Raw genomic sequence first — 14,484 nt, forward strand, 5'->3', positions numbered from 1 at the left:
CGGACCGGTCACCTGACACGCCGTCGGATCCGCCTCCGTTCGGGTCAACTCTCGGCGAAACAGGACCTCTCCGCGCCGGTTCGGGACACAAACGCCCTATGACCCCACGCGCAGGAATGCTGATCGCCGCTGGAGCGCTGGTCGCCGGGACGGTCACCGTCCTGCCCACCGCCTCCGCGGACACCGGTGAACCGACCCCCCGACCGCTCCCCCAGCTCGCCTGGACCGACTGCGCCACGAAGGCGTACCCCAGCCTCCAGTGCGCCACCCTGAAGGTGCCGCTGAACCACGACGATCCGGCCGGGCGGAAGATCACCCTGGCCCTCACCCGGGTCCCGCACACCGCGAAGACCTTCCAGGGACCGCTGCTCGTGAACCCGGGCGGGCCCGGCGGCAGCGGGCGCGGCATGGCCGGGTACGTGGCGGCCTCGCTGCCCGCGAAGGTCGCCGCCGAGTACGACGTGATCGGCTTCGACCCGCGCGGGGTCGGCAAGAGCGAGCCCGCGCTCGACTGCGAGCCCGGCCACTTCAAGCCCGTGCGGGCCGATTCGGTGCCGAACGGCGCCGCGGCCGAGCGCGCGGCCGTCGAGCGGGCGCAGGCCTTCGCCCGGGCCTGCGGCAAGAAGTACGCGGACGTGCTGCCGTACATCGACACCGTGAGCACGGCCCGGGACCTGGACGCGATCCGCCACGCGGTCGGCGCGCAGCAGATCAACTACCTCGGCTACTCGTACGGCACGTACCTGGGTTCCGTGTACGCGCGCCTGTACCCGGACCGGGTGCGGCGGATGGCGCTCGACTCGGTCGTGAACCCGCACGGCGTCTGGTACGAGGACAACATCGCGCAGGACTACGCCTTCGACACCCGCCACAAGGACTTCATGGCCTGGGTGGCCCGGCAGAACGCCGTGTACAAGCTGGGCGACGACCCCGCGGCGGTCGAGGCCGCCTGGTACCGGATGCGCGACGCGCTGCGCGCGGCGCCGGCCGGCGGCAAGGTCGGTCCCGCCGAACTGGAGGACACCTATCTGCCGGGCGGGTACTACAACGGCTACTGGCCCCGCCTCGCGAGCGCCTTCGCGGCCTACGTCAACGACGCGGACCCGAAGCCGCTGACGGAGGCGTACGAGCGGTACGGGGAGGCCGACGTGGCCGCCGACAACGGCTACTCGGTCTACACGAGCGTGCAGTGCCGGGACGCGGGCTGGCCCCGCGACTGGAACGTGTGGCGCAAGGACAGCTGGGACGTGCACGCGAAGGCGCCGTTCTCGACCTGGAACAACGCCTGGTACAACGCGCCCTGCGCCTTCTGGCCGGTGGAGTCCCTGACCCCGCCGGACGTCACCAACGACCAGCTGCCGCCGGTCCTGATCCTCCAGGCCACGGACGACGCGGCGACCCCGTACGAGGGCGGGGTCGCGCTGCACCGGCTGATGCGCGGCTCCAGCCTCGTGGTGGAGGAGGGCGGCGGGAACCACGGAGTGACCCTCGGCGGCAACGACTGCCTCGACGAGCACCTGGCCTCCTACCTCGCCACCGGGAAGGTCCCGCGCGGCGAGGGCGAGACCGAGGTGGACGCGGTCTGCGCCGCGCTCCCCGAGCCGGAGCCGGAGCCCGTGACCGCGGCGGCGCCGAGCACGCCGGACGCTTCCGGGAAGCGGGCCGGTGCCCTGCGCGCGGAGCCGGCCGGCGTCGCCCTCCACGGCCTCCTGGGGCACGTCCGCTGACGCCCCCGACCCCGACGGTGCCCGCTCCCCGCACGGGGTGGCGGGCACTGTCAGTGGCGTGCGCGAGGATGTGGGGCATGACGAGCCACCTCACCCACGTGCCCGCCCCCGACGGCCTCGCGCCCAGCCCGCAGTACAGCCACGTCGTGTGGGGCACGGGCCGGTTCGTCGCGATATCCGGGCAGTGCGCGCTCGACGCCTCCGGGGCGGTGGTCGGGGAGGGGGACGCGGCGGCCCAGGCCCATCAGGTCTTCGCGAACCTGGAGCGCTGCCTGGCGGCGGCCGGCGCGGGTTTCGCGGACGTGGTGAAGCTGACGTACTTCGTCACGGACGTGGCCCACCTGCCGGCGGTGCGGGACGCCCGGGACGCGCACTTCGCGGGCGCGCCGCTGCCGGCGAGCTCGGCGGTGCAGGTCTCGGCGCTCGTCCGCCCGGAACTCCTCCTGGAGATCGAGGCCTTCGCGCTGGTGCCGGAGCGGGCGGGGGCGGCACCCGGCGAGGGCGTGGCGGAGCTCCGTTTGCTACGTTGACGCGCATGTTCCTCTTCCGTGCGTAGGAGTCGGCGATCCGACGACCGTGCCCACCCGGCGCGGTGTCCCGCCGATCCCGCACGCCCCGGCGCCGCAGGCCCTGGCCCGGCGCCCTCCCCCGAGGAACTCCGTCATGTCCGTGATCTCCCCTGCCCACTCCCCCGCGCCCACCTACGCGGCGGTGCTGCGGGCTCCCTCCGTGCGCCGCGCCTTCGGAGCGGGCCAGCGACGGCCGGGGCGGGGCTTCTGGTGGGGCGGCTGCCGATGGAGCTGTGCTTCGCGCTGGCCGCGCTCCCGGCCGTACTCACGGCGCTCGTGACGCTGCTCCCGGCCGGGGCGCGGGCGCGCCCCGGGTCAGCCGGACCCGTCGAGGCGGGCCAGTGACCGCCGGGCGGCGGCGGCGAACCGGGGGTGCGGGAGCGCGGCCTCCAGGGCGGTGCGGGCCCGGGGGTCGCCGAGGGTGCCCAGACCCTCGACGCAGGCCAGACCGACCCGCCAGTGGGGGTCGCCGGCCCCCAGGCGGCGTTCCAGGACGGTGATCAGGGCCGGCGCGGACTCCGGTGCGCGGAGCTCGGCGAGCAGCCGCACCGGCAGCAGGGCGTAGGCGACGCGGAGTTCGTTGGTGGCGAGGGCGGCGGCGGCCCGCGCGGTGCGCGGGTCGCCGAGCCGGGCCAGGGCGTGGGCCGCGGTGACGCACCGCTCCGGGTCGCGGTGGTTGAGGAGGAGGACGAGGGCCTCGAAGGCGCGCGGGTCGCCCGCGACGCCGAGGACATAGGCGGCGATCTCGCGGGCCCAGAGCGGCTGTCCGGGGGCGGTGAGGAGGCGGTGCAGTTCCTCGGGATCGTCCGTCGCGGCGAGTTCGCCGAATGCCGCCGGGACTTCTCCGTCGGCATTCTCGATCTCGTCCCGCAATCGATCGATCATCGAGCAGAATTCCGGGTCCTCGGAGATTTCCATGAATCGGAACCCTATCCGCGATCCAGATCACACTTTCCCAACTTCCCGGGACTGGCGCGCTCGTTACCGGCCGGTTAGTCTCAGGTGAGCGGGCACCACCCGCACTTCTCACGACGGCCTGGTGACGCAGCCGTTGTGTTCGCTCGTCGGTTCGGCAGTTTCGACGTGACTCCGGGACAGAGTCCGTCGCCCCCTTTTCCAGGGCTCCGCCCTGCTTTCCGGGCATCGCCCTCGCTCTTTCCCGCGCCCTTTCACGCGCGCACTGCCCTCAGTCGTCACTCTTCCTCTGGAGTCCCCTGATGGACACCCCTCTCTCCACCATCGCCGTCGTCGGTCTCGGCACCATGGGCGCGGGTATCGCCGACGTCCTCGCCCGGGCCGGCCGCGAGGTCATCGGCATCGACATCAGCGACACCGCCGCGGCCCAGGCCGTCGCCGCCCTGGAGGCCTCCACCGCCCGCGCGGTGGCCCGCGAGCGGATCACCGAGGAGGAGCGGCAGGACGTCCTGGCCCGCTTCCGTACCTTCTCCGACCTCCAGGCGGCCGCCGAGGCCGACCTGGTGATCGAGGTCGTGCCCGAGTCGTACGAGGCGAAGCAGGAGGTCCTCCGGGCCCTGGACGGCATCGTCCGGCCCGACGCGATCCTGGCCACCGGCACCAACGCCCTGTCCGTCACCCGGCTCGCCGCCGACTCGGCCCACCCCGAGCGGGTCCTCGGTCTGCACTTCTTCGCGCCGGTCCAGGCCATGAAGCTGGTCGAGGTGGTCTCCTCGGTCCTGACCGACCCGCGGGCCGTGGACGCGGTCACCCGCCTCGCGCAGGACCTGGGCAAGGAGCCCGTGGCGGTCGGCGACCGCGCCGGCTTCATCGCGGACGGCCTGCTCTTCGGCTACCTGAACCAGGCCGCCGCCATGTACGAGGCCAAGTACGCGTCCCGCGAGGACATCGACGCGGCGATGAAGCTGGGCTGCGGTCTGCCGATGGGCCCGCTGGCGCTGCTCGACCTGATCGGCGTCGACACGGCCCGGACGGTCCTGGAGGCCATGTACGCGGCCTCGCACGACCGGCTGCACGCGCCCGCGCCGATCCTCAAGCAGCTCAGCGAGGCCGGTCTGACCGGCCGCAAGGCGGGCCGCGGCTTCTACACGTACGAGGCACCGGGCTCCGGCGAGGTCGTGCGGGACGCCCTGACCCCGCTGACCTCGGCCGGGACCGGCACCGGCCGCGAGGTCCGCTCGGTCGGCGTCGCCGGCTCGGGCACCATGGCGTCCGGCATCGCCGAGGTCTTCGCCAAGGCCGGGTACGCGGTCGTGCTCGCCGCCCGCTCCCAGGAGAAGGCGGACACGGCCAAGGCCCGGATCGCCAAGTCCCTGGCCCGCTCGGTCGACAAGGGCCGGATGACGGCGGAGGCCCGCGACACGACGCTGGAGCTGATCACCCCGGCCGGTTCGCTCGACGCCTTCGCCGAGGTCGACCTGGCCGTCGAGGCCGTCGCCGAGGACCTCGCGGTCAAGCAGGAGCTGTTCGCGCGGCTCGACAAGATCTGCAAGCCGGGCGCGGTGCTCGCCACCACGACCTCCTCGCTGCCGGTCATCGCCTGCGCCCGGGCCACCACGCGCCCGCAGGACGTCATCGGGATGCACTTCTTCAACCCGGCTCCGGCGATGAAGCTGGTCGAGATCGTCCGTACGGTCCTGACCGGCGACGACGTCCACGCCACGGTCCGCGAGGTCACCGCGAAGATCAGGAAGCACCCGGTGGACTGCGGCGACCGCGCCGGATTCATCGTGAACGCGCTGCTCTTCCCGTACCTGAACAACGCGATCAAGATGGTCCAGGAGCACTACGCCACCCTGGACGACATCGACGCCGCCATGAAGCTGGGCGGCGGCTACCCGATGGGGCCGTTCGAGCTGCTCGACGTGGTCGGCCTGGACGTCTCGCTCGCGATCGAGCAGGTGCTGCACCGCGAGTTCCGCGACCCGGGCCTCGCCCCGGCCCCGCTCCTGGAGCACCTGGTGGCGGCGGGCTGCCTGGGCCGCAAGACGGGTCGCGGCTTCCGCGAATATGCCCGACGCTGAGCCCCGCACCGCCGGCTGGGGCGGTCTGCTGAGTCCCCCGGGCACCGCCGGTGTCCCGGGGGCCTCCCCGGCCCCACCTGGGCACACTCCCACTCCGATGCAGTACGTTCGGACCATGCCCAAGGCCGCGAAGACACCCCGTGCCACGTCCCCGTCCGACGCTCCGGAGAGCGCGGCGGGCACTCGTGCCGCCGCGCAGCGGCTCAAGATGCGGCGGGAGCTCGCCGCGGCGGCGATGGAGCTGTTCGCGACCAAGGGGTACGAGGCGACGACCGTCGACGAGATCGCGGCCACGGCCGGGGTCGCGCGACGGACGTTCTTCCGGCACTTCCGGTCCAAGGAAGAGGCGATCTTCCCGGACCACGACGACACCCTCGTGCGGGCGGAGGCGGTGCTGAACGCGGCCCCGCCGCACGAGCACCCGCTCGACACGGTGTGCCGGGGCATCAAGGAAGTCATGAAGATGTACGCGGGATCCCCCGCGGTCTCCGTGGAGCGCTACCGGCTCACCCGTGAGGTGCCGACGCTCCGCGAGCGGGAGATCGCCTCGGTGGCCCGCTACGAGCGCCTCTTCACCCGCTATCTCCTCGGGCACTTCGACGAGCGGGACCACCACGACGGCAACGACGACCCGCTGCTCGCCGAGGTGGCCGCCTCGGCGGTCGTCACCGCGCACAACCACGTGCTGCGGCGCTGGCTGCGGGCGGGCGGCCAGGGCGACGTGGAGACCCAGCTCGACCACGCGTTCGCGATCGTGCGGGAGACCTTCGGCACGGGCATAGGCGGCCGGCCGGTCCCGTCCGCGCCGCAGGCCGCGCAGAGCCCCGCGCCGGCCGCGCAGGGCGAGGCGGCGCCCGCCGCCCGGGTCTCCACCACCGGTGACGTGGTGGTCGCCGTGGCCCGTACGGACGCTCCGCTCGACGAGGTCATGCGCACGATCCAGCAGGCGCTCAAGGAGGCCTGAGCACCGCTCCGGCACGTTTCAGCAGGAGGGCCGCCCCCGGATTCCGGGGGCGGCCCTCTGTGCGTTCCCCCAGCTCACGGGCCATTTCGATCGATCATCGCTCATCCGTGACGGGCAGATTGCATCTGAGTGAAATTGTTGGCACGCAGTGCCTTGTCAGGTGACACGCCGTGCCATACGTTGATGTTGTCCGGGCGGTCGGCACACGGGAACACACCCCGCGCGCCGGCTGTCCCCACCGACCCATGGCCGGTGCGCCCGGACGCCTGCGTCACAGGCACCCTCGCGCTCCACCACACAGCGCCGCCACCGCACCACCGAGCCGAACCGACGGCACACCTCCACAGCAGCAGCACGTTCCGCCGTAACCCCCAGGCGTCCCTCCCTCAGGACGCTCACCGCCGGAGGCAACCCGTGAAGGAAATCCTGGACGCGATCCAGTCCCCGGACTCCACGTCCGCCGACTTCGCGAACATCAAGCTCCCCGAGTCGTACCGCGCCGTCACCGTCCACAAGGACGAGGCGGAGATGTTCGCCGGCGTCGCCAGCCGCGACAAGGACCCGCGCAAGTCGCTCCACCTCGACGACGTCGCGCTCCCCGAACTCGGCCCGGGCGAGGCGCTCGTGGCCGTCATGGCGAGCTCCGTCAACTACAACTCGGTCTGGACCTCGATCTTCGAGCCCGTCTCGACCTTCGGCTTCCTCGAGCGCTACGGCCGGCTCTCCGAGCTCACCAAGCGCCACGACCTGCCGTACCACGTCATCGGCTCCGACCTCGCGGGCGTCGTCCTGCGCACCGGTCCGGGCGTCAACTCATGGAAGCCGGGCGACGAGGTCGTCGCGCACTGCCTGAGCGTCGAGCTGGAGTCCTCGGACGGCCACAACGACACGATGCTCGACCCCGAGCAGCGCATCTGGGGCTTCGAGACCAACTTCGGCGGCCTCGCCGAGGTCGCCCTCGTCAAGTCCAACCAGCTGATGCCGAAGCCCGGCCACCTCAGCTGGGAGGAGGCGGCGGCTCCCGGCCTCGTCAACTCCACCGCCTACCGCCAGCTGGTCTCCAACAACGGCGCCGGCATGAAGCAGGGCGACAACGTCCTCATCTGGGGCGCGAGCGGCGGCCTCGGCTCGTACGCCACCCAGTTCGCCCTGGCCGGCGGCGCCAACCCGATCTGTGTCGTCTCCTCCCCCGAGAAGGCCGACATCTGCCGCTCCATGGGCGCCGAGGCGGTCATCGACCGCAACGCCGAGGGCTACAAGTTCTGGAAGGACGAGAACACCCAGGACCCGCGCGAGTGGAAGCGCTTCGGCTCCAAGATCCGTGAGCTGACCGGCGGCGAGGATATCGACATCGTCTTCGAGCACCCGGGCCGCGAGACCTTCGGCGCCTCCGTGTACGTCACCCGCAAGGGCGGCACCATCACCACCTGTGCCTCGACCTCGGGCTACATGCACCAGTACGACAACCGCTACCTGTGGATGTCGCTGAAGCGGATCATCGGCTCGCACTTCGCCAACTACCGCGAGGCGTGGGAGGCCAACCGCCTGATCGCCAAGGGCAAGATCCACCCCACCCTGTCGAAGGTCTACTCCCTGGAGGAGACCGGCCAGGCCGCCTACGACGTCCACCGCAACCTGCACCAGGGCAAGGTCGGCGTCCTCGCGCTCGCGCCGCAGGAGGGCCTCGGCGTCAGCAACCCCGAGCTCCGCGCCCAGCACATCGACGCCATCAACCGCTTCCGGAACATCTGAGGTCCCGAAGATGACTGAGCGCCAGAAGGACCGGCCGTGGCTCATGCGGACGTACGCCGGTCACTCGACCGCCGAGGCGTCCAACGAGCTGTACCGGCGCAACCTCGCCAAGGGTCAGACCGGCCTCTCGGTCGCGTTCGACCTGCCGACGCAGACCGGGTACGACCCCGACCACATCCTCGCCCGCGGCGAGGTCGGCCGGGTCGGCGTCCCCGTCTCGCACCTCGGTGACATGCGCCGGCTGTTCCAGGACATCCCCCTGGAGCAGATGAACACCTCGATGACCATCAACGCCACCGCCATGTGGCTTCTGGCGCTCTACCAGGTGGCCGCCGAGGAGCAGGGCGCGGACATCACCAAGCTCCAGGGCACCACCCAGAACGACATCGTGAAGGAGTACCTGTCGCGCGGGACGCACGTCTTCCCGCCCGGCCCCTCGCTCCGCCTCACGACGGACATGATCGCGTACACGGTCAACCACATCCCGAAGTGGAACCCGATCAACATCTGCAGCTACCACCTGCAGGAGGCCGGGGCCACGCCGGTCCAGGAGATCTCGTACGCGATGGCCACCGCGATCGCGGTCCTCGACTCGGTCCGCGACTCCGGGCAGGTCCCCGAGGACCGCTTCGGCGAGGTCGTCGCCCGCATCTCCTTCTTCGTGAACGCGGGCGTCCGCTTCATCGAGGAGATGTGCAAGATGCGCGCCTTCGGCCGCATCTGGGACAAGATCACGCTGGAGCGGTACGGCATCGAGAACGCCAAGCAGCGCCGGTTCCGCTACGGCGTCCAGGTCAACTCGCTCGGCCTGACCGAGGCGCAGCCGGAGAACAACGTCCAGCGGATCGTCCTGGAGATGCTGGCCGTCACCCTCTCCAAGGACGCCCGCGCCCGCGCCGTGCAGCTCCCGGCCTGGAACGAGGCCCTCGGCCTGCCCCGGCCCTGGGACCAGCAGTGGTCGCTCCGCATCCAGCAGGTGCTCGCCCACGAGTCCGACCTGCTGGAGTACGAGGACATCTTCGCCGGCTCGCACGTGATCGAGGCCAAGGTGGACGCCCTGGTCGAGGAGTGCCTGGCCGAGATCGACCGCATCCAGGAGATGGGCGGCGCGATGGCCGCCGTCGAGTCCGGCTACCTCAAGTCGCAGCTGGTCTCCTCGCACGCCGAGCGGCGCGCCCGGATCGAGGCCGGCGACGACAAGATCGTCGGCGTCAACATCTTCCAGTCGACCGAGGAGAACCCCCTCACGGCCGACCTGGACACCGCGATCATGACGGTCGACCCCGCGGTCGAGGCCCGGGTCGTCGGCTCGATGAAGACCTGGCGCGATGGCCGCTACCAGCCGCCCTTCAACCACCCGCGGCCCTGCAAGGCCCTGGAGCGCCTCAAGGAGGCCGCGAAGGGCACGGACAACCTCATGGAGGCCACCCTGGAGTGCGCCCGCGCCGGGGTCACCACCGGCGAGTGGGCCGGGGCGCTGCGCGAGGTGTTCGGCGAGTTCCGCGCCCCGACGGGCGTCTCCTCCGCCCCGGTCGCCGTGACGGCCGAGGCGGGCACGCCGCTCGCCCTGGTCCGCGAGAAGGTGGCCAGGACCGCCGAGGAGCTGAACTGCGGACGGCTGCGGCTGCTCGTCGGCAAGCCCGGCCTGGACGGGCACTCCAACGGGGCCGAGCAGATCGCCGTCCGCGCGCGCGACGCCGGTTTCGAGGTGGTCTACCAGGGCATCCGGCTGACCCCCGAGCAGATCGTCGACGCCGCCCTCGCGGAGGACGTGCACTGCGTGGGCCTCTCGATCCTCTCCGGCTCGCACGCCGCGCTGGTCCCGGACGTCCTCGACCGCCTCCGCGAGGCGGGCGCCCTGGACATTCCCGTCATCGTCGGCGGAATCATCCCGAACGCCGACGCCGCGGAACTGAAGCGCGCGGGTGTGGCCGCCGTCTTCACACCGAAGGACTTCGGTATCACGGAGATCATCGGCCGTATCGTCGACGAGATCCGGCAAGCGAACAAGCTCAGCCCCCTGGAAAGTACGGAGGTCCTCGCATGACCAGCCCTGTGAACCGGCTCCGCCCCCGCCGCTCCTGCCTCGCGGTCCCCGGCTCCAACCCGCGCTTCCTCGAGAAGGCCCAGGGCCTCGCCGCCGACCAGGTCTTCCTCGACCTGGAGGACGCGTGCGCCCCGCTGGCCAAGCCCGAGGCCCGGCACACCATCGTGAAGTTCCTGAACGAGGGCGACTGGACCGGCAAGACCCGCGTGGTCCGCGTCAACGACTGGACGACCCACTGGACGTACCGCGACGTCGTCACGGTCGTCGAGGGCGCCGGCCAGAACCTCGACTGCATCATGCTGCCGAAGGTCCAGGACGCCCAGCAGATCGTCGCCCTCGACCTGCTGCTCACGCAGATCGAGAAGACCATGGGCTTCGAGGTCGGCAAGATCGGCATCGAGGCGCAGATCGAGAACGCCCAGGGCCTGACCAACGTCAACGCGATCGCGCAGGCCTCCCAGCGCGTCGAGACGATCATCTTCGGGCCGGCCGACTTCATGGCCTCCATCAACATGAAGTCCCTCGTCGTGGGCGAGCAGCCGCCCGGCTACCCGGCGGACGCGTACCACCACATCCTGATGAGCATCCTGATGGCGGCCCGCGCCAACAACCTCCAGGCGATCGACGGCCCCTACCTGCAGATCCGCAACCAGGAGGGGTACAAGGCCGTGGCGCAGCGCGCCGCCGCCCTGGGCTTCGACGGCAAGTGGGTGCTGCACCCGGACCAGGTCGCCGCCGCGAACGAGATCTTCTCGCCCTCGCAGGAGGACTACGACCACGCCGAGCTGATCCTCGACGCGTACGACTACTACACGTCCGAGGCCGGCGGGAAGAAGGGCTCCGCGATGCTCGGCGACGAGATGATCGACGAGGCCTCCCGCAAGATGGCGCTGGTCATCTCCGGAAAGGGCCGCGCCGCCGGCATGCAGCGCACCAGCAAGTTCGAGATCCCGGAGGCCTGAGTCCCATGCAGTTCGGCCGCACCTACGAAGAGTTCGAAGTCGGCGCCGTCTACAAGCACTGGCCCGGAAAGACGGTCACCGAGTACGACGACCACCTCTTCTGTCTGCTCACCATGAACCACCATCCGCTGCACATGGACGTGAATTACGCCGAGAACACGACGGACTTCGGCAAGAACGTCGTCGTCGGCAACTACATCTACTCGCTGCTGCTCGGCATGTCCGTGCCGGACGTCTCCGGCAAGGCCATCGCCAACCTGGAGATCGAGTCGCTGCGGCACGTGGCGCCGACCTTCCACGGCGACACGATCTACGGCGAGACGACGGTCCTCGACAAGACCCCGTCGAAGTCGAAGAACGACCGCGGGATCGTCTACGTCGAGACCAAGGGCTACAAGCAGGACGGCACCCTGGTGTGCGTCTTCCGCCGCAAGGTGATGGTCCCCACCGAGACGTACATCAAGGAGCGCGGCGGCGAGCAGCCCGGCCGCCCCGAGCTGAAGGAACAGGGGAAGTAGTCATGGCGCGACTCGCCCAGACCCACGGTCTGACCGATGTCCAGCAGGAGATCCTCGCCACCGTGCGGGACTTCGTCGACAAGGAGATCATCCCGGTCGCGACGGAGCTGGAGCACCGCGACGAGTACCCGCAGCAGATCGTCGACGGGCTCAAGGAGCTCGGCGTCTTCGGTCTGATGATCCCCGAGGAGTACGGGGGCCTGGGCGAGTCGCTGCTGACCTACGCGCTGTGCGTGGAGGAGATCGCCCGTGGCTGGATGTCGGTCTCCGGCATCATCAACACGCACTTCATCGTGGCGTACATGCTCAAGCAGCACGGCACCCAGGAGCAGAAGGAGTACTTCCTTCCGCGGATGGCGGCCGGCGAGACGCGCGGCGCCTTCTCGATGTCGGAGCCGGGTCTCGGCTCGGACGTGTCGGCCATCACCTCGAAGGCCGTCAAGGACGGCGACGAGTACGTCCTCAACGGCCAGAAGATGTGGCTGACGAACGGCGGCACGTCAACGCTGGTGGCCGTTCTCGTCCGAAGTGACGAAGGACACCCGGAGGGCACGGCCCCCCACAAGTCGATGACGACCTTCCTCGTCGAGAAGGAGCCCGGCTTCGGAGAGGTCCGCCCCGGCCTCACGATCCCCGGGAAGATCGACAAGATGGGTTACAAGGGTGTCGACACCACCGAACTCATCATGGACGGACTGCGCATTCCGGCCAATCGCGTGCTCGGCGGGGTCACCGGCCGAGGGTTTTACCAAATGATGGACGGCGTCGAGGTCGGCCGTGTGAACGTGGCGGCCCGTGGTTGCGGTGTCGCGCAGCGTGCTTTCGAACTGGGTGTCTCTTATGCCCAGCAACGTCACACTTTCGGCAAGGCGATCGCCCAGCACCAGGCGATTCAGTTCAAGCTGGCCGAGATGGCTACCAAGGTCGAGGCCGCCCATGCGATGATGGTGAATGCAGCACGCAAAAAGGACTCCGGGGAACGAAACGACCTCGAAGCAGGGATGGCGAAGTACCTCGCCTCCGAGTACTGCAAGGAGGTCGTCGAGGATGCCTTCCGCATTCACGGTGGATACGGGTTCTCGAAGGAGTACGAGATCGAGCGCCTCTACCGCGAGGCCCCGATGCTGCTCATCGGTGAAGGTACCGCCGAGATCCAGAAAATGATCATTGGTCGTCGGCTCCTGGAGGAGTACCGATTCCAGGGCTGAATGTCGCTTTTGAGTCGGTACGGCCGCGAAGAAGATCACACCCCGTGTTCGTCTTCCGGCCGTCGACTCGGTTCCTGGCTTGCCCAGTTGCGCCCCGCAACCGATAGCATCGCCGGAAAGCCGCCGTCCCCCGTTGCCAGTGCGGCATCATCCGCTACGAAGGTCATCCATGCCCGACAGTCGAACCTCTGCACATCGCGACAGCCTCAAGGGCGCGCGCATCGCTCGCGGAGCATCGCCGTGGCTTCTGCCGACCGTCGCCACCGCGGCACTCAGCCTCGCGCGCGCGAGCAAGTCCAAGCGCGCCAAGGCCATCGCCGTGCCGACCACCGCGCTCGCGGCCGGCATGCTGTGGTTCTTCCGCGACCCCGAGCGCGAGATCGCTCAGGGCCGGGTCATCTCCCCCGCCGACGGTGTGGTGCAGAGCATCATGCCGTGGAAGGACGGACGCACCCGGGTCGCCATCTTCATGAGCCCGCTGAACGTCCACGTCAACCGCGCGCCGCTGGCCGGCACGGTGACGTCCGTGGAGCACGTGCCCGGTGGGTTCGTCCCGGCGTTCAACAAGGAGAGCGAGAACAACGAGCGCGTTGTCTGGCACTTCGACACCGAGCTCGGCGACATCGAGATGGTCCAGATCGCGGGCGCCGTCGCCCGTCGGATCGTTCCGTACATCCCGCAGGGGACGAAGGTCGAGCAGGGTGACCGCATCGGTCTGATCCGCTTCGGCTCGCGCGTCGACATCTACCTCCCCGAGGGTGTCGAGGTCGCGGTCGAGGTCGGCCAGGCCACCACCGCGGGGGTGACTCGCATTGACCGTGATTGATCCCGACACACGGGCCGCAGACTGGGCCGCCGACGATGACGCGGAGGCCGCCGAGGACGCCGAGGAGATGCCGCTGTCGCTGAGGCTGTCCATAGCGGACGCCCTCACGCTCGGTAACGCCACGTGTGGCTTCATGGCGGTGTACTTCACCACCACCGGCATCCTCATCCCGCACCTCACCGGCAGCAGCGAGACCGGCATGGCGCGCAACAGCGCCGCCACCGCCGTGATCCTGATGCTGGCCGCGGCGATCTTCGACCTCTTCGACGGCATCGTGGCGCGCAAGCTGCGTTCGTCGCCGATGGGCGCCGAGCTCGACAACCTGTCGGACCTGATCAGCTTCGGTCTGGCCCCGGCCTACTTCGTGCTCGTGTACGGCATGGTCGCGGACGACGCGCAGCAGAAGGTCTCGGCCGTGGCCGCGATCGTGGTGCTCCTCGCCGTGGTGCTGAGGCTCGCCAGATTCTCGTGCGTGACGATGAAGGACGGCATGTTCCAGGGCATGCCGAGCCCCTTCGGCGCGCTGACGGTCGTCTCGATCGTGCTCCTGGAGCTGCCCTTCATCCCGACGCTGCTCGCGATCATCGGAGTGGCGTGGCTGATGGTCAGCCGGGTCGAGTACCCGAAGCCGCGCGGTGTCCTCGCGGTGGCGATGCTCAGCTGGATCGTCGGTGCGATGGCCATGCTGGCCGCCTGGGCGTTCGACGCTCCGGGCGGGGCGTTCCTGCTCCAGACCGGCTGCGCGCTCCAGGTCGTGCTGGGCGCCGTGATCCCCCTCTTCGCGACGGCCCGCCGGGTGAACACCTTCCGCGGCAACCGGCGCGAGAGCCGGGAGGCGCGGGCGGCGCAGCTGCCGTAGCGGACGGACGACGTACGCAAGGGCCCCGGGAGGCGATACGCCTCCCGGGGCCC

12 protein-coding genes are annotated in these 14,484 nt (G+C 70.2%); 11 read left to right on the plus strand and 1 reads right to left on the minus strand.

Annotation, left to right across the window (positions count from 1 at the left end; translation table 11 throughout):
• Window positions 1-98 precede the first annotated feature (98 nt).
• Both ABTY59_RS28960 and ABTY59_RS28965 read left to right on the plus strand, forming a co-directional pair.
• Window positions 99-1,727 carry an alpha/beta hydrolase gene (locus ABTY59_RS28960; RefSeq protein WP_352021994.1) on the plus strand — a complete coding sequence of 543 codons (1,629 nt, stop codon included), beginning with the start codon at window positions 99-101 and terminating at the stop codon, window positions 1,725-1,727.
• A 77-nt stretch (window positions 1,728-1,804) separates the two neighbouring features.
• Entirely contained in the window at window positions 1,805-2,257 is a 453-nt protein-coding gene (locus ABTY59_RS28965) for a RidA family protein (protein ID WP_352021995.1), read from the plus strand.
• A 354-nt stretch (window positions 2,258-2,611) separates the two neighbouring features.
• On the opposite strand, the gene ABTY59_RS28970 is transcribed toward ABTY59_RS28965, so the two are convergent.
• Complete coding sequence (locus ABTY59_RS28970) at window positions 2,612-3,214, minus strand: HEAT repeat domain-containing protein (protein ID WP_352021996.1); 603 nt, start codon at window positions 3,212-3,214, stop codon at window positions 2,612-2,614.
• Between the two features lie 299 nt (window positions 3,215-3,513).
• Between ABTY59_RS28970 and ABTY59_RS28975 the strand changes: the two genes are divergently transcribed.
• The 9 genes from ABTY59_RS28975 (at window position 3,514) to pssA (ending at window position 14,431) form a co-directional block, all read left to right on the plus strand.
• A complete protein-coding gene (locus ABTY59_RS28975; RefSeq protein WP_352021997.1) occupies window positions 3,514-5,295 on the plus strand; it encodes a 3-hydroxyacyl-CoA dehydrogenase family protein in 1,782 nt (593 codons plus the stop codon).
• 115 nt (window positions 5,296-5,410) lie between these two features.
• On the plus strand, window positions 5,411-6,259 hold the full coding sequence (locus ABTY59_RS28980) for a TetR family transcriptional regulator (protein ID WP_352021998.1): 849 nt from the start codon (window positions 5,411-5,413) through the stop codon (window positions 6,257-6,259).
• Between the two features lie 414 nt (window positions 6,260-6,673).
• On the plus strand, window positions 6,674-8,011 hold the full coding sequence (ccrA, locus tag ABTY59_RS28985; RefSeq protein WP_352021999.1) for a crotonyl-CoA carboxylase/reductase: 1,338 nt from the start codon (window positions 6,674-6,676) through the stop codon (window positions 8,009-8,011).
• A gap of 10 nt (window positions 8,012-8,021) precedes the next feature.
• On the plus strand, window positions 8,022-10,058 hold the full coding sequence (locus ABTY59_RS28990) for an ethylmalonyl-CoA mutase (protein WP_352022000.1): 2,037 nt from the start codon (window positions 8,022-8,024) through the stop codon (window positions 10,056-10,058).
• Window positions 10,055-11,020 carry an HpcH/HpaI aldolase/citrate lyase family protein gene (locus ABTY59_RS28995; RefSeq protein ID WP_015037486.1) on the plus strand — a complete coding sequence of 322 codons (966 nt, stop codon included), beginning with the start codon at window positions 10,055-10,057 and terminating at the stop codon, window positions 11,018-11,020. Before ABTY59_RS28990 ends, ABTY59_RS28995 begins: the two co-directional genes overlap by 4 nt.
• A gap of 5 nt (window positions 11,021-11,025) precedes the next feature.
• Window positions 11,026-11,538 (plus strand): MaoC family dehydratase, encoded by a 513-nt coding sequence (locus ABTY59_RS29000; protein ID WP_015656728.1) that lies wholly within the window; start codon window positions 11,026-11,028, stop codon window positions 11,536-11,538.
• Between the two features lie 2 nt (window positions 11,539-11,540).
• Entirely contained in the window at window positions 11,541-12,746 is a 1,206-nt protein-coding gene (locus tag ABTY59_RS29005) for an acyl-CoA dehydrogenase family protein (RefSeq protein WP_017236794.1), read from the plus strand.
• A gap of 169 nt (window positions 12,747-12,915) precedes the next feature.
• Complete coding sequence (locus ABTY59_RS29010; RefSeq protein WP_352022001.1) at window positions 12,916-13,572, plus strand: phosphatidylserine decarboxylase; 657 nt, start codon at window positions 12,916-12,918, stop codon at window positions 13,570-13,572.
• On the plus strand, window positions 13,565-14,431 hold the full coding sequence (gene pssA / locus ABTY59_RS29015) for a CDP-diacylglycerol--serine O-phosphatidyltransferase (RefSeq protein WP_352022066.1): 867 nt from the start codon (window positions 13,565-13,567) through the stop codon (window positions 14,429-14,431). The genes ABTY59_RS29010 and pssA overlap by 8 nt, the downstream gene beginning before the upstream one ends.
• Window positions 14,432-14,484: the final 53 nt, after the last annotated feature.

Source organism: Streptomyces sp. NPDC096079, assembly GCF_040303145.1.
GTDB lineage: Bacteria > Actinomycetota > Actinomycetes > Streptomycetales > Streptomycetaceae > Streptomyces.

What these genes read in the sequence shown, in the direction of transcription:
- ABTY59_RS28965 (WP_352021995.1), top strand. Translation starts at nt 1,805, where the DNA reads ATGACGAGCCACCTCACCCACGTGCCCGCCCCCGACGGCCTCGCGCCC.
- ABTY59_RS29010 (WP_352022001.1), top strand. Translation starts at nt 12,916, where the DNA reads ATGCCCGACAGTCGAACCTCTGCACATCGCGACAGCCTCAAGGGCGCG.
- ABTY59_RS28995 (WP_015037486.1), top strand. Translation starts at nt 10,055, where the DNA reads ATGACCAGCCCTGTGAACCGGCTCCGCCCCCGCCGCTCCTGCCTCGCG.
- ABTY59_RS29005 (WP_017236794.1), top strand. Translation starts at nt 11,541, where the DNA reads ATGGCGCGACTCGCCCAGACCCACGGTCTGACCGATGTCCAGCAGGAG.
- ABTY59_RS28970 (WP_352021996.1), bottom strand. Translation starts at nt 3,214, where the DNA reads ATGGAAATCTCCGAGGACCCGGAATTCTGCTCGATGATCGATCGATTG.
- ABTY59_RS29000 (WP_015656728.1), top strand. Translation starts at nt 11,026, where the DNA reads ATGCAGTTCGGCCGCACCTACGAAGAGTTCGAAGTCGGCGCCGTCTAC.
- ABTY59_RS28975 (WP_352021997.1), top strand. Translation starts at nt 3,514, where the DNA reads ATGGACACCCCTCTCTCCACCATCGCCGTCGTCGGTCTCGGCACCATG.
- ABTY59_RS28960 (WP_352021994.1), top strand. Translation starts at nt 99, where the DNA reads ATGACCCCACGCGCAGGAATGCTGATCGCCGCTGGAGCGCTGGTCGCC.
- ABTY59_RS28990 (WP_352022000.1), top strand. Translation starts at nt 8,022, where the DNA reads ATGACTGAGCGCCAGAAGGACCGGCCGTGGCTCATGCGGACGTACGCC.
- ABTY59_RS28980 (WP_352021998.1), top strand. Translation starts at nt 5,411, where the DNA reads ATGCCCAAGGCCGCGAAGACACCCCGTGCCACGTCCCCGTCCGACGCT.